This window comes from Paenibacillus senegalimassiliensis (genome assembly GCF_001486585.1).
Classification (GTDB): domain Bacteria; phylum Bacillota; class Bacilli; order Paenibacillales; family Paenibacillaceae; genus Fontibacillus; species Fontibacillus senegalimassiliensis.
Genome location: NZ_LN909046.1, coordinates 498,379 through 517,782, shown reverse-complemented (window position 1 = coordinate 517,782; position 19,404 = coordinate 498,379). Strand labels below are relative to the sequence as shown.

22 protein-coding genes and 1 tRNA gene are annotated in these 19,404 nt (G+C 43.8%); 7 read left to right on the top strand and 16 right to left on the bottom strand.

Annotated features, from left to right (window positions below; all coding sequences use genetic code 11):
• Positions 1-27: 27 nt before the first annotated feature.
• On the bottom strand, positions 28-2,295 hold the full coding sequence (locus tag BN3279_RS16375; protein ID WP_059052237.1) for an Ig-like domain-containing protein: 2,268 nt from the start codon (positions 2,293-2,295) through the stop codon (positions 28-30).
• Positions 2,296-2,520: 225 nt separating this feature from the next.
• Here BN3279_RS16375 and BN3279_RS16370 point away from each other — a divergent pair, with 225 nt between their 5' ends.
• On the top strand, positions 2,521-3,711 hold the full coding sequence (locus BN3279_RS16370) for an MFS transporter (protein WP_059052236.1): 1,191 nt from the start codon (positions 2,521-2,523) through the stop codon (positions 3,709-3,711).
• 29 nt (positions 3,712-3,740) lie between these two features.
• The gene (locus BN3279_RS16365; protein ID WP_232436875.1) at positions 3,741-4,346 is read left to right on the top strand and encodes a TetR/AcrR family transcriptional regulator; all 606 of its coding nucleotides are present in this window, start codon (positions 3,741-3,743) and stop codon (positions 4,344-4,346) included.
• 90 nt (positions 4,347-4,436) lie between these two features.
• On the opposite strand, the gene BN3279_RS16360 is transcribed toward BN3279_RS16365, so the two are convergent.
• Positions 4,437-4,522: transfer RNA gene (locus BN3279_RS16360), tRNA-Leu, on the bottom strand.
• 232 nt (positions 4,523-4,754) lie between these two features.
• Here BN3279_RS16360 and BN3279_RS16355 point away from each other — a divergent pair.
• Complete coding sequence (locus tag BN3279_RS16355) at positions 4,755-4,934, top strand: DUF6199 family natural product biosynthesis protein (protein WP_059054481.1); 180 nt, start codon at positions 4,755-4,757, stop codon at positions 4,932-4,934.
• Between the two features lie 38 nt (positions 4,935-4,972).
• On the opposite strand, the gene BN3279_RS16350 is transcribed toward BN3279_RS16355, so the two are convergent.
• Genes BN3279_RS16350 through BN3279_RS16340 form a run of 3 tightly spaced genes read right to left on the bottom strand, consistent with a single transcriptional unit; the run spans position 4,973 to position 6,929 of the window.
• Entirely contained in the window at positions 4,973-5,320 is a 348-nt protein-coding gene (locus BN3279_RS16350; protein WP_059052234.1) for a YolD-like family protein, read from the bottom strand.
• Positions 5,317-6,531: a DNA polymerase IV gene (locus tag BN3279_RS16345; protein ID WP_059054479.1), complete on the bottom strand. Its 1,215-nt coding sequence runs from the start codon at positions 6,529-6,531 to the stop codon at positions 5,317-5,319. The genes BN3279_RS16350 and BN3279_RS16345 overlap by 4 nt, the downstream gene beginning before the upstream one ends.
• Before the next feature lie 14 nt (positions 6,532-6,545).
• On the bottom strand, positions 6,546-6,929 hold the full coding sequence (locus BN3279_RS16340; protein WP_059052233.1) for a YhjD family protein: 384 nt from the start codon (positions 6,927-6,929) through the stop codon (positions 6,546-6,548).
• Positions 6,930-7,186: 257 nt separating this feature from the next.
• Here BN3279_RS16340 and BN3279_RS16335 point away from each other — a divergent pair, with 257 nt between their 5' ends.
• Positions 7,187-7,702 (top strand): hypothetical protein, encoded by a 516-nt coding sequence (locus BN3279_RS16335; RefSeq protein ID WP_059052232.1) that lies wholly within the window; start codon positions 7,187-7,189, stop codon positions 7,700-7,702.
• Between the two features lie 519 nt (positions 7,703-8,221).
• Here BN3279_RS16335 and BN3279_RS16330 read toward each other — a convergent pair.
• Entirely contained in the window at positions 8,222-9,307 is a 1,086-nt protein-coding gene (locus BN3279_RS16330) for a phage tail protein (protein WP_059052231.1), read from the bottom strand.
• Between the two features lie 186 nt (positions 9,308-9,493).
• The gene (locus BN3279_RS16325; RefSeq protein WP_059052230.1) at positions 9,494-10,387 is read right to left on the bottom strand and encodes a polysaccharide deacetylase family protein; all 894 of its coding nucleotides are present in this window, start codon (positions 10,385-10,387) and stop codon (positions 9,494-9,496) included.
• 197 nt (positions 10,388-10,584) lie between these two features.
• On the opposite strand from BN3279_RS16325, the gene BN3279_RS16320 reads away from it, so the two are divergent.
• On the top strand, positions 10,585-11,043 hold the full coding sequence (locus BN3279_RS16320) for a DinB family protein (protein ID WP_059052229.1): 459 nt from the start codon (positions 10,585-10,587) through the stop codon (positions 11,041-11,043).
• A 199-nt stretch (positions 11,044-11,242) separates the two neighbouring features.
• On the opposite strand, the gene BN3279_RS24275 is transcribed toward BN3279_RS16320, so the two are convergent.
• Complete coding sequence (locus tag BN3279_RS24275) at positions 11,243-12,226, bottom strand: tail fiber protein (protein WP_059052228.1); 984 nt, start codon at positions 12,224-12,226, stop codon at positions 11,243-11,245.
• Positions 12,227-12,967: 741 nt separating this feature from the next.
• Here BN3279_RS24275 and BN3279_RS16305 point away from each other — a divergent pair.
• Positions 12,968-13,258, top strand: coding sequence for a hypothetical protein (locus BN3279_RS16305; protein WP_059052226.1), 291 nt, complete (start codon positions 12,968-12,970; stop codon positions 13,256-13,258).
• A gap of 188 nt (positions 13,259-13,446) precedes the next feature.
• Here the strand turns inward: BN3279_RS16305 and BN3279_RS16300 are convergent, their stop codons facing one another.
• The 8 genes from BN3279_RS16300 to BN3279_RS16265 all read right to left on the bottom strand — a co-directional run bounded on the left by BN3279_RS16300 (position 13,447) and on the right by BN3279_RS16265 (position 18,996).
• The gene (locus tag BN3279_RS16300) at positions 13,447-13,722 is read right to left on the bottom strand and encodes a hypothetical protein (RefSeq protein WP_187377807.1); all 276 of its coding nucleotides are present in this window, start codon (positions 13,720-13,722) and stop codon (positions 13,447-13,449) included.
• A 45-nt stretch (positions 13,723-13,767) separates the two neighbouring features.
• Complete coding sequence (locus BN3279_RS23850) at positions 13,768-14,346, bottom strand: hypothetical protein (RefSeq protein WP_198343590.1); 579 nt, start codon at positions 14,344-14,346, stop codon at positions 13,768-13,770.
• The gene (locus BN3279_RS24525) at positions 14,322-14,534 is read right to left on the bottom strand and encodes a hypothetical protein (RefSeq protein WP_059052223.1); all 213 of its coding nucleotides are present in this window, start codon (positions 14,532-14,534) and stop codon (positions 14,322-14,324) included. The genes BN3279_RS23850 and BN3279_RS24525 overlap by 25 nt, the downstream gene beginning before the upstream one ends.
• 478 nt (positions 14,535-15,012) lie before the next feature.
• Positions 15,013-15,582 (bottom strand): phage terminase small subunit-related protein, encoded by a 570-nt coding sequence (locus BN3279_RS16285; RefSeq protein ID WP_232436874.1) that lies wholly within the window; start codon positions 15,580-15,582, stop codon positions 15,013-15,015.
• Between the two features lie 48 nt (positions 15,583-15,630).
• Positions 15,631-17,115: an NUDIX domain-containing protein gene (locus tag BN3279_RS16280; RefSeq protein ID WP_198343586.1), complete on the bottom strand. Its 1,485-nt coding sequence runs from the start codon at positions 17,113-17,115 to the stop codon at positions 15,631-15,633.
• A gap of 126 nt (positions 17,116-17,241) precedes the next feature.
• Positions 17,242-17,439, bottom strand: coding sequence for a ParB N-terminal domain-containing protein (locus tag BN3279_RS16275; protein WP_059052222.1), 198 nt, complete (start codon positions 17,437-17,439; stop codon positions 17,242-17,244).
• Between the two features lie 31 nt (positions 17,440-17,470).
• Positions 17,471-18,226 (bottom strand): hypothetical protein, encoded by a 756-nt coding sequence (locus BN3279_RS16270; RefSeq protein ID WP_059052221.1) that lies wholly within the window; start codon positions 18,224-18,226, stop codon positions 17,471-17,473.
• A 206-nt stretch (positions 18,227-18,432) separates the two neighbouring features.
• Complete coding sequence (locus BN3279_RS16265) at positions 18,433-18,996, bottom strand: hypothetical protein (RefSeq protein ID WP_059052220.1); 564 nt, start codon at positions 18,994-18,996, stop codon at positions 18,433-18,435.
• 159 nt (positions 18,997-19,155) lie between these two features.
• Between BN3279_RS16265 and BN3279_RS16260 the strand changes: the two genes are divergently transcribed.
• Positions 19,156-19,380 (top strand): hypothetical protein, encoded by a 225-nt coding sequence (locus BN3279_RS16260; protein WP_059052219.1) that lies wholly within the window; start codon positions 19,156-19,158, stop codon positions 19,378-19,380.
• The last annotated feature ends 24 nt before the right edge of the window (positions 19,381-19,404 follow it).

Here is a 19,404-nt window from a genome sequence, read left to right as displayed (position 1 = left end):
GGCAGGCTCTCTGGTTAGCGTATTCGCTTATTTCACCGAAACTCTGACCGTTACGGTTTTACCGCCGTATTTAGCTTTAACCGAACTGGTGCCTTTGGCTACGGCCTCAATTTTCCCTGCCGTGACCTTTACCGCTGCTGGCTTCGAGCTAGTCCATACTGCACTTGATGTGACATCTGCTACCTTACCGGTATCATATGTCGCCTTCAGCACTAAGGTTTTTGCAGAACCAGGAGCAAGTTGCAAGCTCTTTTCGCTAACTTCCAGCTTCGTCAATTTCGGTACCACGTTGACTTTCACGGTTACCGTTTGGCCTTGATACGAGCCGGTAATTGTAGCGGAGCCCTCAGCCACTGCCTTAACTGAAGAGGAAGACACAGTAGCTACACTATCGTCTGAGGATACCCAGCCCATTTTGCTAGACAAGGTTACTTTCTTGCCATCTGTATAGTAGCCAGTTACCTTGATCGACTTTGATTTTTTGATGTTCAGTTCAACCGTTGTTGGTTCAACAACTAGCTTCGTAATTTTAGGTTCAATAGTTACCGAGACACTCACCGTTTTATTGGAATAGGTCCCTTTCAGCGTAGCAGAACCTTTTGTAAGTCCCTTGATTTTTTTGCCCTCTGCCGTTGTTTTCAGTACCGCGTTAGCACCGGACAACGTCCATTCGATGTCGCTTGGATTGGCAAGCTCTTCCCCGTTCTCATAAACGGCGATTACGCTTGGCAGATCCGTCTCTTCACCAATCACGATGCTCAGCTTATTGTCTGGAACAAGAATGGTCAGTACCTTCTCATTTACCGTCAGTTGAATGGTCACTTCGCTATCTGCCGTTCCCCGAATCGGGAATGCCGGGTTAGGAGTCACTCCGGCTCCTGCGTCAGCAAGTTTACCCGTAATTGTAACTACAGCAGAAAGAGTTGTGTCGTCCGTGTCCTTGGTTACAATCTTTCCATCTTCAATCGTAGCGATATCTTCCCGATCGGAAGACCAGACGATTTCATCACTGAAATCAATTTCCTCTCCATCAATCTTCGTTGCCGTCACTGCTGGCAATTTCACCGATTCGCCCTTGAACAATTCCAGCTCGTCCTTCTCTACTTCAAGCTTGGTGATTGTAGGGGATACAACCAATTTGAAGCTCTTGCTAATGCCTTGGAAGCTGGCTTTAACAGTCGTCGAGCCTGCTGCCTTGGCTACAATCAGCCCATCGTTATTTACGGTAGCGATTAATTTATTGGAAGAAGTCCAGGTAGCTCTGCTGCTAATATCTTCTGTGGTATTAGCGCTGCTTCTCACACCAGCTTCTGCCTTCAACGTTTCTCCGAAGAAGATCATCGCATCCTCCGAAGGCGTCAACAGAATAGCTTCATAAGGAGCACGAACATAAATGTCCACTTGTGCCCGATTACTAAGGTAGGAAGCGGCAATTGTCGTTTTCCCTGTCGACAGCAGCTTCACTTTCCCATCCTCAACGGTTGCCACTGCGGAATCCGAGGACGTCCACACAGCCTTATCGGACACGTCCGTTGTTGTTTTATCATTAGCCAGAATCGTCTTGGCCAGCAATTCAATCTCGCCGTCGGCCATAATCAGTTCCAGATCTTCCTTCTCGCCAATTTCTGTATCCGGTGATTCGCTGCGATACAGCTTCAATCCGGAGTAAGGAGAAGTTACCGTCACTTTAAATGAAGCAGTCAAGCCGGAATATTTAGCTGTAACCGTTGCTTCGCCTGCACCTAGCAGAGTAAGTTGTCCCTTATCCACGGTCAGTACGGCCCCATTAGAGGTGCTCCACTCTGCTTCCGTAGTTACATCCTTTGGTTCTACCAAGGTACTGTCGACCTTAGCCTTGGCCGTTACCTCCAAGTCGCTTTCATCCGTATCAAGACTGAACTTGCCGTCCAGCTTATAATCCAGCGTCAATGCCGAATAAGTATCAACCGTTTTAATAGTAATGATGGATACCGAACCGGAATAAGCTGCCTTGACCGTAGCCGTACCACTCTTGACAGCAGTCACCAGCCCCTCATCCACCTTCAGGATACTCTCATCCGAGGAAGTCCACGTTACAGTTGTAGTAACGTCCTTCTTGGAAGTAGAACCTTCCACGTTAGCCCACACCTTCAACTGCTTGGTCTTGCCAACGGCCAGTTCAATTGTCGTGTTCTCCCCATCAATAGCGATAGAGTTAATGTCACCAGCAGCCGCCATGGCACCTGTCGGAAGGACCACCGAAAGGAGCAGCGCCACAATCAGCAGCCAATGCGTTGTTTTCCTGTTCGTAATCATCAATTTCTCTCCTTTTTTCTTGCTAGAATGCTGGGATTCTTTTCCCAGCCCTTTGCGTTTTATATCGGTATTTGGTAGGAATTTCATAACCTTTTTAAATAAAAATAATTCCTTTGGCCTATAATTTTTTCTTTATATCTTTCCATTTACATCTGATTCAGCTTGAGTTTATAATGCTTTACACAAAGTAAACATTAACACACTGTAAACCAAAGGAGTTATTTCATGTCTCATTCCATCTCCAAGTCCGCTAAATTTCCTCTCTTTATCGTCATGCTCAATTTATTTATCGCCTTGCTGGGACAGGGGATGGTCATTCCTATTTTACCGGATTATCTCAAACAGTTTGATGCAGGAGGCACGGCGGCTGGCTATCTTGTCGCTGCTTTCGGAGCAGCCCAGTTCATCTTCTCCCCTATTGGCGGACAACTTTCTGATAAATGGGGACGTAAGAAATTAATTATGTCCGGCCTCTTCTTAACCGTGGTATCCGATCTTATCTTTGCTGCATCCACCACATTGCCCTGGTTGTATTTTGCCCGCTTTCTCGGGGGCATCGGGCTTGGGCTGATGGTTCCTTCCGTCATGGCCTACACTGCAGATATTACAACTCCAGAGACACGGGCAAAAGGAATGGGCTACTTGAGTGCGGCTATGAACTTGGGAATGGTTTTGGGTCCTGGTCTGGGAGGAATGATTGCCGAGTTTGGCATACGCGTCCCCTATTATTTTGCATCAGGTCTTGGCCTTATAGCGACCCTGCTCACTTTTTTCATGCCGGAAACCCGTAACACTCATCTCAGTCTATCCTCTCAAGATACTGCAAGCCGAGAACCAATAGGGCAACAAATAGTAGAATCATTTCGCACCCCATACTTCCGGTACCTTCTTTTAATCCTGATTATGACGTTTGGCTTAGTGAACTATGAGACGGTGTATGCTCTGTTTGTGGAGCAGAAGTATGGCTTTGATGCTGGACAAATCTCTATTATCATCACCGTTGGGGCCATTACGGGCATTATCGTCCAGGTGTGGCTGCTGGATCAACTCATCAAACGACTTGGCGAGACCTGGCTTATTCGTTTATCACTAATGATGACGGGCGTCGCGCTATTGCTCATGCTTGTGAAGATTAATTTGAGCTATTTGCTCGCCGTATCGATTTTATTTTTTGCCTATAATTCTCTCTTAAGACCCACAGTTAACTCCCTGATTGCCAACGCGGCTGGAGATCGACAAGGGTATGCCTCAGGGCTGAATACGACTTACATGAGTGTGGGTAATATTCTTGGTCCCATCATAGCGGGAACCTTGTTTGACAAAAATATTAATATGCCCTATATTTTGGGTGCATTTATTCTTCTGGCTACCCCGTTCCTTACGGTAAATCGCCGGAAAGCTAAAGGGACGGATTAAGGCGTATGAGCGAAAATTGGCATAAAAATTTGAAAAACAAAAATCGTCGGGAGCTCATTGCTGCAGGCAAGGCATTATTCACAGAACAGGGCCTTTCCCATGTCAATATCAAGGATATATGTGAGCAGGCTGATATGAGTCGCGTTACGTTCTACAAGCACTTTGAGTCTATTGATGAGCTGATTTTTGAGGTCCAAATGGAATTGATGGAGAGCATGTCTGAATTCGTAGAAGTCGCAGGCACAGACATATCTTCAGGCAAAAATAAGCTTCGCTCCATGCTAATGGCCTGGGCTGAATTCGCCAGACGACACCCTGGCTATATTAAATTCATCGTATCCTTTGACCTCCAATATAGCGCCTATCAATCAAGCCCAGAACTGGTAGGACGCTATAAATCCTTTGTTAAGGAAAAAATCAAGCATCATTTCCTTATCGATCCTCTCAAGGCTGGAATTGCAGATCAATCACTAAAACCCGAGCTTGACCCCTCTGAAACTGCCCAATTCATTTTTGTCTCCATGATGGGATTATTGCAAAGACTCAGCTTGTCTTCAACGAGCTCCAAAGATTCGTTAACCCCTCAGCGATTTATAGACATGTTGATTGAATACATGAGTAATGATCACTCGTGAGTTCAAAATTTAAGTTTGGACATGCAAAAGGAGAGAGCTCTGATGAGCCCTCTCCTTTTGCAGCTTCAACGTGCCGCTAACCATCTATGATGCCGAGGACGGGGGTCGAACCCGTACGGTACTCACGTACCGCAGGATTTTAAGTCCTGTGCGTCTGCCTATTCCGCCACCCCGGCAAAATCATAAGGATTTTTAAAAAATCCCGTATCTATGATTATATACAGAAGTAAACGCAAATTCAACCAGAAAATAATGACGAGTAAGGTGAAGGAGCCCCCACTAGGGCTCCTTTCTCTTTTGCTATAAACCTACTGTAGAAACGAAACCGGGAACTTGACGTATTATTATAGAAGAAACAGCGTCTATGAAGGAGGAATTTTTTTGCTCGCTCTTGGAGGATTTTTCATTATGATTATCGGCTTGGTCAATACTTTTGCACCTTCCTTTGCCTGGTATATTAAAGAAGGCTGGAAGGTCGATGGCGATTCCGAACCAAGTGAAGCCTATCTGTCCATAACAAGATTTGGTGGCATTATAGCCATTATTATAGGCATTATTTTATTTCTGGCAGGGCTTTCCTCTTCCTAAAAGATATCGTCTGAACTAGTTACTACTACTTCTGGCTCCTATTTAAAGGCCGACAGCCAGTCAGCGGATAAAATATCTGCTAGGCGAACCCACTGCCATTCTCCTGGCTCCGTCGTCAGCTTAATCTCGCGCAAATAAGTTTGTACCGTGGTGACCACTCCACATAACTCCTCATCCTCATACTCTCCCCAGACTCGTAGCCTGATCTTCCGCCGTTCTCGAAAAGAACCCGCCAGCACCCGTTCGATCAGCTCTATCTCCTGAACGTCCAATTCCGGATGGGGTTTGGACTTTTTGGCATACCGCTCTCGGTTAATTGCTTCTTTATGCTCAGGCAACATCATTCGGCTGGATGCCCACAGTCCGTTGCCTTCCAGCTTCTTCATCTATAATGTCCCCCAATCATTTCCGCTCTTTGCTTGGCCTGACCGGATGTGGTCAACGATGCGGCCCGTAAAATAGCCGTTTGCCCAAACCGACGTTTGATCTCATCCGTCACCTTCTCCAAGGCCTGGTACTTGGGTCGTTCATCAAATAAGGTTAATTGATATTCATCATCTTGAATGAAGCCCGACAACGTAACCCCCACCTTGCGGATGGGCTGGTGATCCCAATGACGCCCGAACAACGCCATTACGCTCTCATATACTTGCTTGGTAGCATTTGTCGGATCAGGCAACTTCATTTGCCGGTGGAAGCCGGAGGGATGGTCCAAATCAATCCCCCTACAGCTCACCATGACCACCCCGCCCATATATCCCTTCTCCCGGCAGCGGCGGCACACCAGTTCCGTCAGCTCCAAGAGAGGCACGGCTACCTCCTGCAATGAGTAAAAATCTCGCGGCAAGGTCATTTCGTGGCCGATGGATTTTTCGCCAGCGTGGCTACCGGGATCTACCTGTGAATCATCCAGACCATGAGCAAGCCGCCATAGCACCTCGCCATTAATCCCCCACCGCTGACGCAATTGAACGAGCGGCGTGTTCGCCAAGGCCCCGATCGTATGAATACCCATTCCTTTCAAATGGCGCTCCATCCGGGAGCCAACCATGTACATTTGCCGAATCGGCAGCGGCCACAGCGCTTGAGTCGTCTGTTCCCGAGGTAGCCAATACAAGCCGTTCGCATTCTTCTTGGCAAAATTATCGCAGGCCATTTTACTAACCGCCTTGTTATAGCTAATGCCAAAGCGGCTGTATATCCCGGTCTCGCGTTTAATCTCCTGTTGAATTCTGTGCGCCAAGGCAAGTGGTTCGCCGAACAGGGACAAGCTTCCGGTCACATCCAGATGCTGCTCATCAATGCTGTACGGCTCAACCAAGTCCGTAAATCGCAGCAAAATATTCGTAATTTTCATTGAAACGGCAATATATCGCTCCATCCGCGGGCGCATGACGACCATCTCCGGATTTTTGGCCAACGCCGAGCCTAAGGTTTCCGCCGTAGTCACGCCATACCGCTTGGCCAGCGGACAGGCAGCCAAGACGATGCCAGAGCGTCTCTCACGGTCTCCGGCAACGATTAGCGGCCGGTTCCGATACTGCGGATGATCAGCCTTCTCTACACTCGCATAAAAAGATTGACAATCCGCCAACATAACAACTCTTTCTTTCACGGTGAGGTTCCTTCTTTCGTGATGTCGATCCCCGAGTAGTCGCCTAGTAGCTGAAAGATTTCTGCTTTTACCAATCCCCAGAGCATGTCAAATTCATAGCGGTACCCGCGGCATAAATAACGAGCCTCCAGACCATGATTCGTTCGCCGCTCCTCAAAGACCTTGATTCCATGCTTACGCATGTCTTTGCGCACCTGGGCCAGTTCATCCATCGCCGCAGCCTGTAATAAACCAATAAATCCCCTGTAAATGTGCGGCACCTTTAACGGAATATCCGCCAACGCTTGCCGATCCCTTTCCAGAAGATCCAATAGCACAGGTAACAAAATAGCCCGCTTTACCAACTCCGCTTCTGCTTCGGTTTGCCAGGGTACAGGCATCAACGTCCCTCCCTAATTACAGTTCAGTGATCGGGCAACAGTCCGTATAGTCTGGTGTTATTATATGCGAACACATGTTCTTTATTCAACAAGAAAAGATTTCCTCCACCCACATGCCAAACGCCATAGTTGACACCGTTGGTCGGTACCTTTGGATTATCCCAGAGACCACGAAAATAAATCTAAACACCTATATTCATATGTTTGGTAACTGGGTAATAATTTAAAAGTGATTATTACAATTTGGAGGGATATCCATGAAAAAGCTTGTTGTATCTTTAACCGTCTGTGCTTTGCTCGGCACAGCATCTGTCGCCGCTGCCGCTCCTATCGGGAAGACCGCCAAGGCAACTATTCAATACTTTAACTTTATTGTTGGAGGACAGAACCGAGCAACCGCTGACGCACTTGTGTTCAACTCGACAACCTATGTGCCTATCCGGGAAGCTGCGAACTTATTTAACTACAGCACTTTTTACGACCCAGCCTTAAAATCAATCTCCTTCGAGTCTAAAAACGAATGGGTTACTCTATCCGAGCTCGTTGCAGCCAATAGCGAACTCTCTGCCAGTGCCCAATCAAGCAATCCACTCACCTATGAAGTGAAGAAAGCAGGTGAAGTCATTTTCAGAATTGATAGCTCCTCGATTTCTGACGGATTGAGCGCCACTATTGTGGATAACCAATCTCGTGAATTTACCGTCAAGAAAGAACTGGGCTCCTTGGTTATTAGTAAAGATGACGTCCTGGCTGCCGGGTACAAAGCTTATTAATAGAGCGTGACATTTAGTCTAGTCATAATATGAGCAAAAGAAAGAAGCCGCCATTCTAAATGGCGGCTTTTTTCTTTTGGGCTTGATGTTCGGAACAATGCCTTGCTACTTTATTTCCCCCATCCCATCGCTTAAGGCAATGGATTATTATTTATAAATTTGATAATATTTAGTAAAATCATTCAATGCGAGGTGTCAAATGAGACATCAAAGGACTAAACTCGAAAAATGGGCTGACCGACTAACATGGATTTCAGAATTATTATGGTACTTGCCGAGATTGATTATTAAACTGCTGACTTAGCAGCGTTGTTTGTCTGAGTGTAAACAGCCGCATCGTGATGATGCGGTTTGTTCCATAATTTCAGATTACTGACTCCTGATAGCCCCTATCATATCCCGCATTCCGTTAATAAATTCTACATAAGAACTCTAAACCATCTCTTGATTTGAGTAGATAATTTACTAACCTCTTCAACCGTATCTAATTCTTCTTTATGAAGAAACTTCCTCTCTATTTTATCGACTAAATACTGTACCGTTGAAATAATAACTAACAGTTGTATCTACATCTGAATATATCTGATAGATTAATGTGAGTTGTCCGTTAGGATTAAATCCCTCGGGCTGTGATAAGCCACCACCATAATTAGAACCAACTATTTTTTTGTTGCTTTGTGGAAAAATACAAAAGCTATCTAAACTTATGTACCGCCCATATGCAGAACCATTTAAATACCAATATTTTCCTTGATTATCTTTTATCATAAAATCCATTCGTGCATTCGTTGAGTGAGTGCATTGATAATAAGACTTAGTAGTCCCGCTAGTACCTCCATACGAAATTTCCGTTGTTTCAGGCGGGAATACTGCCAAAACTATGTCCTGCCTTTGACCAGCATACGCTGTTACTGCCCCACCACTTGTTATGTTTACAACACTAAATTCTGATGTCGACGGGATAAGCGTACCTAATACATTAAACAAACGTACATTTTTTTTAATATTACTTGGTTTCAGCTCTGGTTCAACCTGCTGCAACTGCTCTGCAGATACTTTAATTTCTCCATCCCCAGGGCCACCCTTTTGATAGCCTTTTTCCGGGTAAACAAAAAGATTACTTTCTCCCCACTTCACGCCCGTTGCATTGCGTATACCTGTTAAACTCGGCATTGTGCCTGCTATATTATTCCCCGCTGCGTTGCTAAATGTCTTACCCACCAGCACATCCGCCGCCGTTGCATTCCCCGTGGCCTTGATGACCGTCGACATCTTGCTGATCAGCACATCCCAACTATCGGCCATGGACGCTGTCACTCCTAAGGCAATGAGGGCGTCCACGACTTCTTGCTTACGCTCATTGCCAACTGTTAAAGACGATTGTGCCAGATCATAAGCAGCCTTTACCGCTTTTGATGTTGCAGCCTGCACCTCACTTGTACTATCGGTTGCATTTGACAGTTGCACAATCCCCGCTTCTGTTAAAGATGCCGTGGGAACCTCAATATGATTGACATCCATCCGAAGTTGATTAATTTCTCGTCCAATGTCATTAAAATCATCCGGTTTCACTGTGTCGGTTAATGTCCAATCGGTTTTTGCCATGAATGAATACCTCCACTTTTTTATAGTTCCAGCAGCTATTTCTTATCTCTGCTAAGTTCATTCTATAAGAAGCACGGGGTATTTATCGGCCTTATTACGGACAGTAAGAGGACATGAGGAGGACAGAAAAACGCTTCTTCTTACCTCGCCAACCTTGCTTGTCTCTGATATCTCTGTTGTTATCATCTAAATACTCCGTTGCAGATCCCGTATATCGTTCCACGATATAAGCTTAATTCGTTCTTTTTGAATTAAATCCTTAATTTCAACATCATGGAGTAGACGATACTCTATCTCTCTTTCCTTGAAGCAGTCCGTGATTCCCATCAACTGGTCAGTTATTTTAGACGGGTGCAGGGTCAGTTGGGTGATTCCAGGTTTTAGGCTCTTTAACATACCAGCTAACTGCTTTTTCATTTCACCATACCCCATGAATGGACTAGAACAGTAGGGCAGAGAAATAATATCATCAATTAATAGAATTTTTCTATCTTTTGCCGATGATATTCTTTTATGAAACAACTTAAGCTGCTCTGCACTAAAAAAGGATTGCTCTAATATTCTAGTAGGCAAATTAAACGGAAGACGGTACTTTTCGCACAAATCGAATGTTATCTCTAAAAAGTCTCGCCCTGTAAATAACCCCATAATGCTCCCGGCGTGACTATCAACATGGGTTGGATCAATTCCTTTCAACATGGCCCTTTGAATCTGAGATTCTATCTCCATTCGCACCTCATCCTCATCGGCGTTTCTTTCTAGCAAAGTACCATCCGTGTGAAAGTACCCTTCTGCTGTAACTAGACTATATAATTTTCTTTTTTTGAAAACAGGTGTGAGAGGATCTAGCATACTACTTGTTAACGTAAGATGAATCCCAATATTCTTTATGCCCTTTTGATTGCTTATCTCCATGGCCTCATTTGAATCTGAACAAGGAATCATGATTGATGTAGAGGTTATAGAGTTTTTCTCAAACAAGTGAACAATGGCTTCGTTAGTTCCCTTAGTAATTCCAAAATCATCCGCATTAATAATTAACAAACGTTCATCTGCTGAAAAACCTAATTTTTGAATCATTAATTTTCCTCCTATCATTGATTAAAAAAACAAAAAAATGATACTCCAAACTGGTATAGTTTGAGCATCATTTATTGCTTAGTAATATAAATTTTACTGCTTGCGCATTTTGTTACCTCTTTGGGAACAGCCTTCATCGTCACCTCCTTTATATGATAGACTAAACCAATATAAACGAGAGTATCAGGAGGAGCCATATGAACCTTGCAACTTTTTTCCCCTACCGAAATGATGTAAGAAAGGTATTAATTCCTTACTTAAAAGAGCTGACAGTGGAACAGTGGTATGCAACACATTCCAATCACCCTAACTCGATAGCCTGGATCGTTGAACATATCGCTCGTAGTGAAGATGAATGGATCAATGTTATTGCTTTGCAGGCAGGGTTGCAATTACCTCCAAAGCTTGAATCCCCTCAACAACTTTTGCAAGCTTATATAGACGTTCGGAATCAAACTGATTTCAGACTCAAATCAATACTATTTGATGAGAATGCCCCCGCTATTCAACTGCCTACTTACTCGGATGGTTGGCAACCACCTTCTCCTCCCACTCTACATTGGATATTTCATCATGTGTTCGATCATGAGACATACCACGTAGGGCAAATTGGAGTAATCTCCCGGCTAAATGGATTTGCGGGGCCCTCTTTTTAAGCATTACTGAGGCTGTGATAACCCCGGCACTAACATTTCCGTCAAGGTCATAATTAACCGTTAGCGGGAAGTCCATGAACTTAATGATTTCCTTGATCGTTGACATTTCGACGTCTGAGAATTAATTGCTGCTTCTGCGCTATCTTTTGAACGAAATATTCTGATCATTGTCAACACTCTTCGTATTTTATTTGATCATTTACTCGTAGCTCAAAATCCCTCTCAAGAGAATGTATGACCATGGATAATTTGACGTTAACTGGTTTTGCCTATAGGTATACACAATTTTAAACGGTCCTGGAGCGGTACTCAGACCGGCTATTGTGTTATGGCCATTTGGAAGTACAATCGTAGATTCGGCGAATATAATATAAAAGTCCTTAATACTGCTTACTCCCGAAGCAACGGAAAATAGATCAATCAGATTATTATTAGCATCCATCAGCGATATTGTCGGGATGGCATACACCGAATTATCTGAGTTATATCCTGATCTAATATAGCTGCTATCAGTATCGATAAACCGGAAATAAGATACTGCTTTGGGCAGTGTTAAGATTTCTTTAACGACTCTGCTTGTTGAAGTTATTTGCAATGTGCTTTCGTTAAAGTTGATTGTCGATGTGCCCTTCTGCTTTGCTAAAATCTGTCCAATTTTATTTGCCAGTTGGGCGAACGTATCACTGCCAGATGCCGGAACTCCCTTGCCAGTAATCGCGGCAGCGACTTGGGTTTTACCGTTACTGGCAGACGTAAAAAGCTCATTAATCGCGGCGACCGCATTGCCCTTGGCTGTGGTCTGTAAGCTTGCGAGATTGCCCACTGAAGCATTTACTTTGGCTTGCGCTCCTGTCGGGGTTTCCGCTGCATTAGCCTTGGTTTGCGCCACTCCTGCCGCAGCATTAGCAGCGTTCGCCGTCACCTGCGCAGCAATACCAGCATCATACGCTGCTTTTACCGCCTTTGGCGTAACTGCAAGGTTTTCAGCGTCACTGTTCAGAGCGCTGGAGAGTTGTACCTTCCCTTTGACATTGAGGGAGGCTTCGGGGATATCAATATCGCCCATAGCTGCATCAATCTTATCCCAGTTATCATTGAGCATGGTTTGAATATTGAATGTATCATTCCTGTCGACTATAGGGTCTTTTTTTAACAAATTGAGATTCGGCGTATTACTGGCCATTCGGATCTCCTCCTGCAAATTTATTTAGCAACAGTTATCTGCTACCTTCATTCTAGCGGAGGTAGTAGGTATTTATAGGCCTGATTGCGGACAGTAAGAGGACATGGAGAGGACAGAAATAGCTAGACCAGCCCCTCCCTTTGAGCAAAATAAAGAGCCTGCGTAAACCGCAGACTCTTGGTATAATTTGGCTTGTACAACTAAACTTGGGTGGGAAGTATTACCTCCAGACGGAGGTGATACTTATGCATTTTTCGTTTTCAGAAGTTATGATGCTTGGAATGTTTGTCCTTGCACTCCTCACTTATCTGAATAAACGAAAATAACCCGCCCAGGTTAAGCGCCAAGGGAACGGGTTATTTTCAAGCTCATTCTTGGAGGTATTCCACCCAAGTGTTGTACCGGGGAGGCTGTGGCGCAGCCTCCTTGTTTCTATTGTTATCTTAACACAACGAATGGCATACCTCAATTATGTATACTACAAAAGTCGTGATGAAACTAAACACAAAACCACACTAAAAATTTCTAGAACCCGTGGACATTCAATTCACGACAGCACATATAACCATTTGCACGACCAACTACATCTTATCCATCACTGAAATCAGCTAATCCCGTATCAATATAGCGACTATAGCAATCTTCTTAAGAGTTATTTTCTAATCTATGGGCATTTGCCGTGATCGGAATGGGTTGAAGTCCATAGACTGTAGTCGAGTAATAACTTCGAGGAGGTCATCCATGGATACCAATTATCAACAACTCGCATGGAATTGTATGAATAAGTATGTCGGTATTACTACTTCTGACGGACAATCTCATGATGGGTTCATCGCACATGTTGATCAAGAGTATATTACGCTTGCTATTCCCACAAACGAGATGTATGGAATGAACGGAATGCCCGCAAGAGAAGCTACGTATAGACAATTTGGATTCTTTCCAGGATTTTATCCGCGTCGTCGCTTCTACCCGAGACGGGTGCCACTCGGTGCAGTTACCGCGTTATTTTTGCTACCGTTTTTCATTTGATAATATGTTGAACTACCCCACTCAAAAGCGTTTCTTCATCCTTTTAGGTGGGGTAGTTTATTTTGCATTTACGCCTTCGTCTCTACTCTGGCCATCGTTACAGCGTCTCAGCCTCAGTTGCACTCCTTCCATACGGCTCCTCCATCGCCCTATGTAAGCTATAAAGGGCATAAAAATAACCGCCATCCTTAAGATGCGGTCTCTTCAGTAACTTCTTCATATTTTTCTATGAGTTGGTCGTAGTTGCATACCCCAATCTTGCCGCTGCTTTCCCTATACACATATTGCCCGACATTCACTACCAGGAGATTACCGGGGCTTTTGATAACCCCGGCTCTAACATTTCCGTCAAGGTCATAATCAACCGTTACCGGGAAGCCCGTGAACTTAATGATTTCCTTGACCGTTGCCATCTCGCCATCTGAGGATGCAATGGCTTCTGCGCTGTCTTTTGAACGAAACATTCTGATCATTGTCAACACCCTTCTTCGCTTTGTATGTCATACTTGCTATCTGCCTGCGGCGTAAATATCGTAAGTGTAGCCACCCCTAAGTCCGATCTTCAAGATGTTCACTCCCTCGGAAGTGAAAAAACTACCTTCCGCATATAGGCTTGTTCCTGTGTATTGTTGCCCTCCCTTATCTGTCCATAATCCGAACATTGTGGTATGATGCCCTCCGTCTGGCCTCCAAATAACCAAGCCATAAAAACCTATCGCAAAACCACAATTAATCGACACTACTTTGCTTGTTGCAGATGTAAGTCCATATTGGATATACTTTTCTCTATTCACTATCTGCCCAATCTTCCCCGCCAACTGCCCAAACGTATCGCTGCCTAATGCTGGCACTCCTTTGCCAGTAATAGCGGCAGCGACCGCAGTTTTACCGTTACTGGCAGATGTAAAAAGCTCGTTGATCGCGGCGACGGCGTTACCCTTGACTGTGGTCTGTAGGCTTGCGAGATTGCCCACAGCAGCGTTTACCTTGGTCTGTGCGCCTGTTGGAGTTTCGGCGGCGTTGGCTGTCACCTGTGCAGCAATACCCGCGTCATACGCCGATTTTACGGCCTTTGGGGTAGCTGCCAGGTCTTCAGCATCGCTGTTCGTAGCGCTGGAGAGTTGCCGAGGGAGGCATCGGGGATATCGGTATCACCCACGGCTGCATCAATCTTGTCCCATTTGTCGTTGAGCATGGTTTGAATGTTGAATGTGTCATTTCTGTCCACAATAGGGTCTTTCTTTAATAGATTTAGATTTGGTGTATTACTGGCCATTCTAATTTCCCCCTGCAAGTTTATTTAGCAACAGTTATCTGTTACCTTCATTCTAGCGGAGGTATTAGGTATCTATCGGCCTTATTGCGGACAGTTAGCGGACATGAAGGGGACAGAAATATTTAACCTAAGGTGGGATGCTGATCATTGTCAACACCCTTCGTTAAAAATAATTATAAGACTATGTTTTCTCCAAATATACAATTAGCTGGATTAATTCCAACTCTAAATACATTGTAGTATCCACGGGCGTTAGCCCCAACCGCGTAACATCCATATCTCTATTGTATCTCCCCCATTAGCTGGAATACTTGATTTACATGGGTACTAGGATTAGCTACGTATTCTTCGCTGACCGGATTGCCATTAACGTATATTTTTGCCCTGGCATTAGCGTTACTACAATACAAACCAAAAGACACGTGGTACGTAGCACTAAGATATACTTTGACCGCACCGACTTTTACAGGTGTAGCAGTTAAATTAATACTATCAGATGATTGACCCCCGGTGATGAATAATTGAGTTCCTGAAGCAGCCGCCGCTGCTTCTCGGTCAGGCCGTTCATAAGCTTGGATATTCGCTGAAGCATACGCCGCTCACGGATCGTCAACAGCCTGATAGCCTCGTCGGCCTGCTGGACCGGATCCGTATCAATCTGATCGACCAGTTCCTGCTCATCTTCTTCAAGCGCATCCATCCAAATACTTTCATACTCACCGGTAGTGACCGCCTTCTTGTTACCTGCGGGCCCACCTTTCCCACCACGATTACCCTTGGCGTTCTGATTGCCTGGTGGAGCACCGCCCCGATTGCCTACGGCGTTTTTGTTCCCTTTGGGAGCTCCACGTTTAGTAACGTTACCTTTCGATTCATTGGTAACGTTAGTATTGAGTTCGGCGGCCCATTTGTCCTGACTCTTCCATTTCCGGACTTGAGTCTCGCCTATAGTAAGAGCAGCAGCGATGTCCTTAAGCTTCATCGTCCCGATGCTCTCTATCCACATCTGTTTTGCTTTGTCCCGTTCTGGGCTACGTTCTCTAGCCATTACATGTATCACCACCTCCGTGTCTGAATTAAAAAGAAAAGATCCCGTCTATGTGGACGAAATCGAAATTCTGCTCTTCTTTTTTTTGGCTAATCTCTTTAACTGATCAACGAATATCTCATCGGCTGGCAAAAACTGATATTGATCAAGTTCCGAAACAGTGACCCACTTTAATCCACTATGCTCAGATGGATTAAGATCGCCACTTATTAACTTGGCCATGAAAGCCATAATTCTGTATGTCCGAGCTGTACTCTGGAAAATACTTTCTCCAAAATATCTTTGTACCTTTATATTAACACCGAGTTCTTCTTTTATTTCTCTACGAAGACACTGTTCTAGACTTTCCCCTTCCTCTACTTTGCCCCCTGGAAACTCCCACTTACCAGCTATATCACCAGTGCCTCCCCGCTGAGCAATTAGAACTGTATTATCCTTTCGTATGATTGCTGCCGTGACCGTGACTATATCAGCAGCATGATGTGCGGCTCTATGACAGTTAGGACAAAGCGCTTTTGCATTCTCAACCGTATCCTCCCCCCCTTCTGATAGCGGCTTAATATGATGGACCTCGAGGTATGGAGTAAGGTCCTTTCTCAAGAATGGAGCTGGTCTTCTACAGTCTTCACATATCCCCTTTGCCCTTTCCAGAACCTCAACGATCACATCACCGTTTCTCACGAATTGGGTAGAGGTAACTGAAACAGTCCCTGGGGCTTTCGGAGCTGTCTTGAGTCTTTCGCGACGCTCAGTTTTGTTACGTGTCCTTGATACAGAAACTTGCTTATTTACTTCCTGCTCATACTCACGAAGAGTAACTGCTTTATTAATATCAAGCGAGTTTAGCTTTTTCAGTACAAACCACTTTGAACCATTAACCGGGTCCGCTTCATCTCTCTCATATTTGTAGATGCCTTTTAAAGAGCATTTTTCAGCCTGCTTTTCAAAAACATAAATCGGAACTCCATATTTAGGAGAATTAATGATAGCAGCATTGTATTTGTAATCGGATTTGAAAACGTTCTTCAAGCTGTACATATAGTATTTAAGAACATCATACTTCTGGATCCACTCGTTCGGATATTTTCCATCAGTGAACGTAGCTTTGATAAAAATAGCCTGGTAATTAGGCTCGTCTCCGATTAAGTAGATCCCCGATTGAGTATCATAGGTTTGCGAGAAAATTGAAATATCCCAAGATGAATAATCCTTGCCAATAATAAAATCATCAAGTACGGTTACATCATCAATTCCTTGAGCAAATATCTTGATGAATTCTGGGTAAAGATCTTCGTATGTTTTTAGGCCCAATGATTTGAATCGATCATAGAGCCTCCTCTTAGGATCACCTACTGGTGGAATAGTTTCAAAACGCTTAAGGTATCTCGCAAGGTCTCCAATTTTTTTCATTCGGTGGACCACAGTCTTGGAACGAGTTACCTTATTTTTAAACTCCTTTTCTAGTAAAGAATGTTCAAGTGCCGGAGACTCGACTTCATCTACAACAAACTGAATTGCGTGATTAATATCCAACTTGCACACCCTTTCGAAGCATGTCTTTTACTCATAATTTCGACAAGGGGCGCCTACTCCCTCTTTATTTCAACAACATTTCCTAAATTAGAGTTCACCCTTCTACAGCTCCTTAAGCAGTCGCCCCTACTCATTCAACATAATCTTATAGCGCTGATGTCCGCCAACCATGTTGCCGGTGCGCTCGTTCCAGAGGCTCCACGTAACGAAGGATTCGATGCTTCGCCGCAGCTTCTCGTACTCCGAATCTCCGGGCTGAAGCTCAATACGCGGGTTGTAGGCTGCTGCGTTGATTTGATTAATAGAAATGATTTTTATATTCATTGAAACCACCTTAAAATTTAAAATAGACCACCTATATAGATGATCTTAGTATCAAATCACTATTCTTTTTGTACCTTTCATTAAAAAATTGATTTAATAGCGATAACCTGTATTGATCGTCGAAAAATGCTGAATATAAAATATATATCTCTGCATCCGATGTATCCATATCTAACATTTTTCCAAGTACTTTCTTTTTCTCTAAATCTAAGTCTGAATTCACGATATACTGCAAAATATAGAAAAATGAATTAAAGTAGTTCTGAAGTACTTCCTGATCTTTGGTAAATGGTATATTTCTTTCTCTATTGTTTATAACCATCTTCGACAACGCTTTTACTCCCTTAAAATCTTTATCATCGCTTAGAAAACCTATGAGTTCAATCCGCTTGTTTTTAATCTTTATTAATTCATTTATCGTTGTCATCACTATTTGAAAGCTCATTAGACCCTGCTGAATCTCAAGTTGATCCGCTGATCGGGCAGCTTCCTCTCGCTGCATCCTTAACTCTTCAGTCTGCATCTCAATAGCCTTTCTTTGAAGTGATAGCTCTTCCGTTTGCATTTCTATAGCTCTTTTCTGCTCCTTCAGTTCTTGTCTCTGTACTGAAATGGTATAAATAAGTCCTGCAAAAGCAAAGCCCGAAAACAGCGCGTTCACAGCCCCAAACATATCACCAGCAGCGCCACGAAAGTCTTCATCAATAAATAATACTATCAGTATTGCCGACAAAGCCCACGCTAAAAATATACCAAGAGATACGAAGACAATATGTTTCTTTTTCACATAACCACTCCCTATATTCTGGAATAACACCTTCCAGTATCAGACAATAAATGATAATGGTCAAGGGATAGGTTGTGTTGAGTTGGTTTCACATACACAGGAACGACGGACAGAGCCGTACAGCAACTCTACGAACCTCTGCCCACAATCGGACACCCGGAACATACGTGCCTGTAAAAGGCAAAAGAAAAAGCACCTAAAGGTGCTCAAAGCTTCTTTATCAGTTCTCCAATTTCATTCGCTGAGTTTGCAGCCATTGTTTTTACGTAACCAACGTTTAAATCAAACTTCGATCGAGTGACTTCACCGGTCATATTATCCATCCAATGACAACTGTAATGCTCTAAGAAGCTTCTCCAAATTTCCGGGATATACTTTCTTTGTTCTTCGTTAAAATATTGGGTAAGTTCATAAGGTGTGGGTTGACCAATGTTATACCCTTTTTGAATTGCAAGTATATTAGGCCTACCATCACTAATACCTCTTAATACATCATAAAGATATTTAGCATCTTTACGATACCTGACTTGATACTCCCTGCTCATTATTTCTTTTTCTGTGTCTAACCGAGTTTGTTGTTGCTTACTAAACTTTAGTGTTTCTTCAGCGACTATAGCACTTTTATCTGCTGCAATAGCCCCCTTATCCGCTGATTCAGCACTTTTCCGAGCTGCTTCTGCACTACTCTTACTTGCCCGCCACAAAAGAAAATTGAACAAAATTCCCGTTCCGGCCGTTATTATTGTAACAACTAAAGTCCAAAACTCCATTAATATCCCCCTCCTTTGACATCACATTTCGACATCAGGAAGGAATTTCCTTCTTAAAACATTGCTGCTAACTGCAGAATTACTTAGAATAATTGTTGAATTGTTTTTCATTCTAATCCGTATAGAATAACAGTATGTTTACTCGAAGGAGGACTTTCCTTGAATGATATTTGGCTAGATGCCATCGTGTTAAGTTCTATTTGTACTATCGGCGCAATCCTTATGCTTTTGCTTGAGAGAGGAGCGAGATTGTTACATAAGCGCAGAGGAACAACCCCGGTATCTAAATATAATGATCCTGATTACTTCAGACTTATAGTTTACATATTTTTATTTCTTTCTGTTTTTTTCATAGGTGAGGCTATTTTCAAAAGCATCACATAAAATTACCGCCATCCGAAGGGATTT

Excerpts from the sequence above, each read along its gene's own strand:
- BN3279_RS16375 (WP_059052237.1), bottom strand. The coding sequence starts at position 2,295 with ATGATTACGAACAGGAAAACAACGCATTGGCTGCTGATTGTGGCGCTG.
- BN3279_RS16370 (WP_059052236.1), top strand. The coding sequence starts at position 2,521 with ATGTCTCATTCCATCTCCAAGTCCGCTAAATTTCCTCTCTTTATCGTC.
- BN3279_RS16355 (WP_059054481.1), top strand. The coding sequence starts at position 4,755 with ATGATTATCGGCTTGGTCAATACTTTTGCACCTTCCTTTGCCTGGTAT.
- BN3279_RS16350 (WP_059052234.1), bottom strand. The coding sequence starts at position 5,320 with ATGAAGAAGCTGGAAGGCAACGGACTGTGGGCATCCAGCCGAATGATG.
- BN3279_RS16345 (WP_059054479.1), bottom strand. The coding sequence starts at position 6,531 with ATGTTGGCGGATTGTCAATCTTTTTATGCGAGTGTAGAGAAGGCTGAT.
- BN3279_RS16340 (WP_059052233.1), bottom strand. The coding sequence starts at position 6,929 with ATGCCTGTACCCTGGCAAACCGAAGCAGAAGCGGAGTTGGTAAAGCGG.
- BN3279_RS16335 (WP_059052232.1), top strand. The coding sequence starts at position 7,187 with ATGAAAAAGCTTGTTGTATCTTTAACCGTCTGTGCTTTGCTCGGCACA.
- BN3279_RS16330 (WP_059052231.1), bottom strand. The coding sequence starts at position 9,307 with ATGGCAAAAACCGATTGGACATTAACCGACACAGTGAAACCGGATGAT.
- BN3279_RS16325 (WP_059052230.1), bottom strand. The coding sequence starts at position 10,387 with ATGATTCAAAAATTAGGTTTTTCAGCAGATGAACGTTTGTTAATTATT.
- BN3279_RS16320 (WP_059052229.1), top strand. The coding sequence starts at position 10,585 with ATGAACCTTGCAACTTTTTTCCCCTACCGAAATGATGTAAGAAAGGTA.
- BN3279_RS24275 (WP_059052228.1), bottom strand. The coding sequence starts at position 12,226 with ATGGCCAGTAATACGCCGAATCTCAATTTGTTAAAAAAAGACCCTATA.
- BN3279_RS16305 (WP_059052226.1), top strand. The coding sequence starts at position 12,968 with ATGGATACCAATTATCAACAACTCGCATGGAATTGTATGAATAAGTAT.
- BN3279_RS16300 (WP_187377807.1), bottom strand. The coding sequence starts at position 13,722 with ATGTTTCGTTCAAAAGACAGCGCAGAAGCCATTGCATCCTCAGATGGC.
- BN3279_RS24525 (WP_059052223.1), bottom strand. The coding sequence starts at position 14,534 with ATGGCCAGTAATACACCAAATCTAAATCTATTAAAGAAAGACCCTATT.
- BN3279_RS16285 (WP_232436874.1), bottom strand. The coding sequence starts at position 15,582 with ATGGCTAGAGAACGTAGCCCAGAACGGGACAAAGCAAAACAGATGTGG.
- BN3279_RS16275 (WP_059052222.1), bottom strand. The coding sequence starts at position 17,439 with ATGAATATAAAAATCATTTCTATTAATCAAATCAACGCAGCAGCCTAC.
- BN3279_RS16265 (WP_059052220.1), bottom strand. The coding sequence starts at position 18,996 with ATGGAGTTTTGGACTTTAGTTGTTACAATAATAACGGCCGGAACGGGA.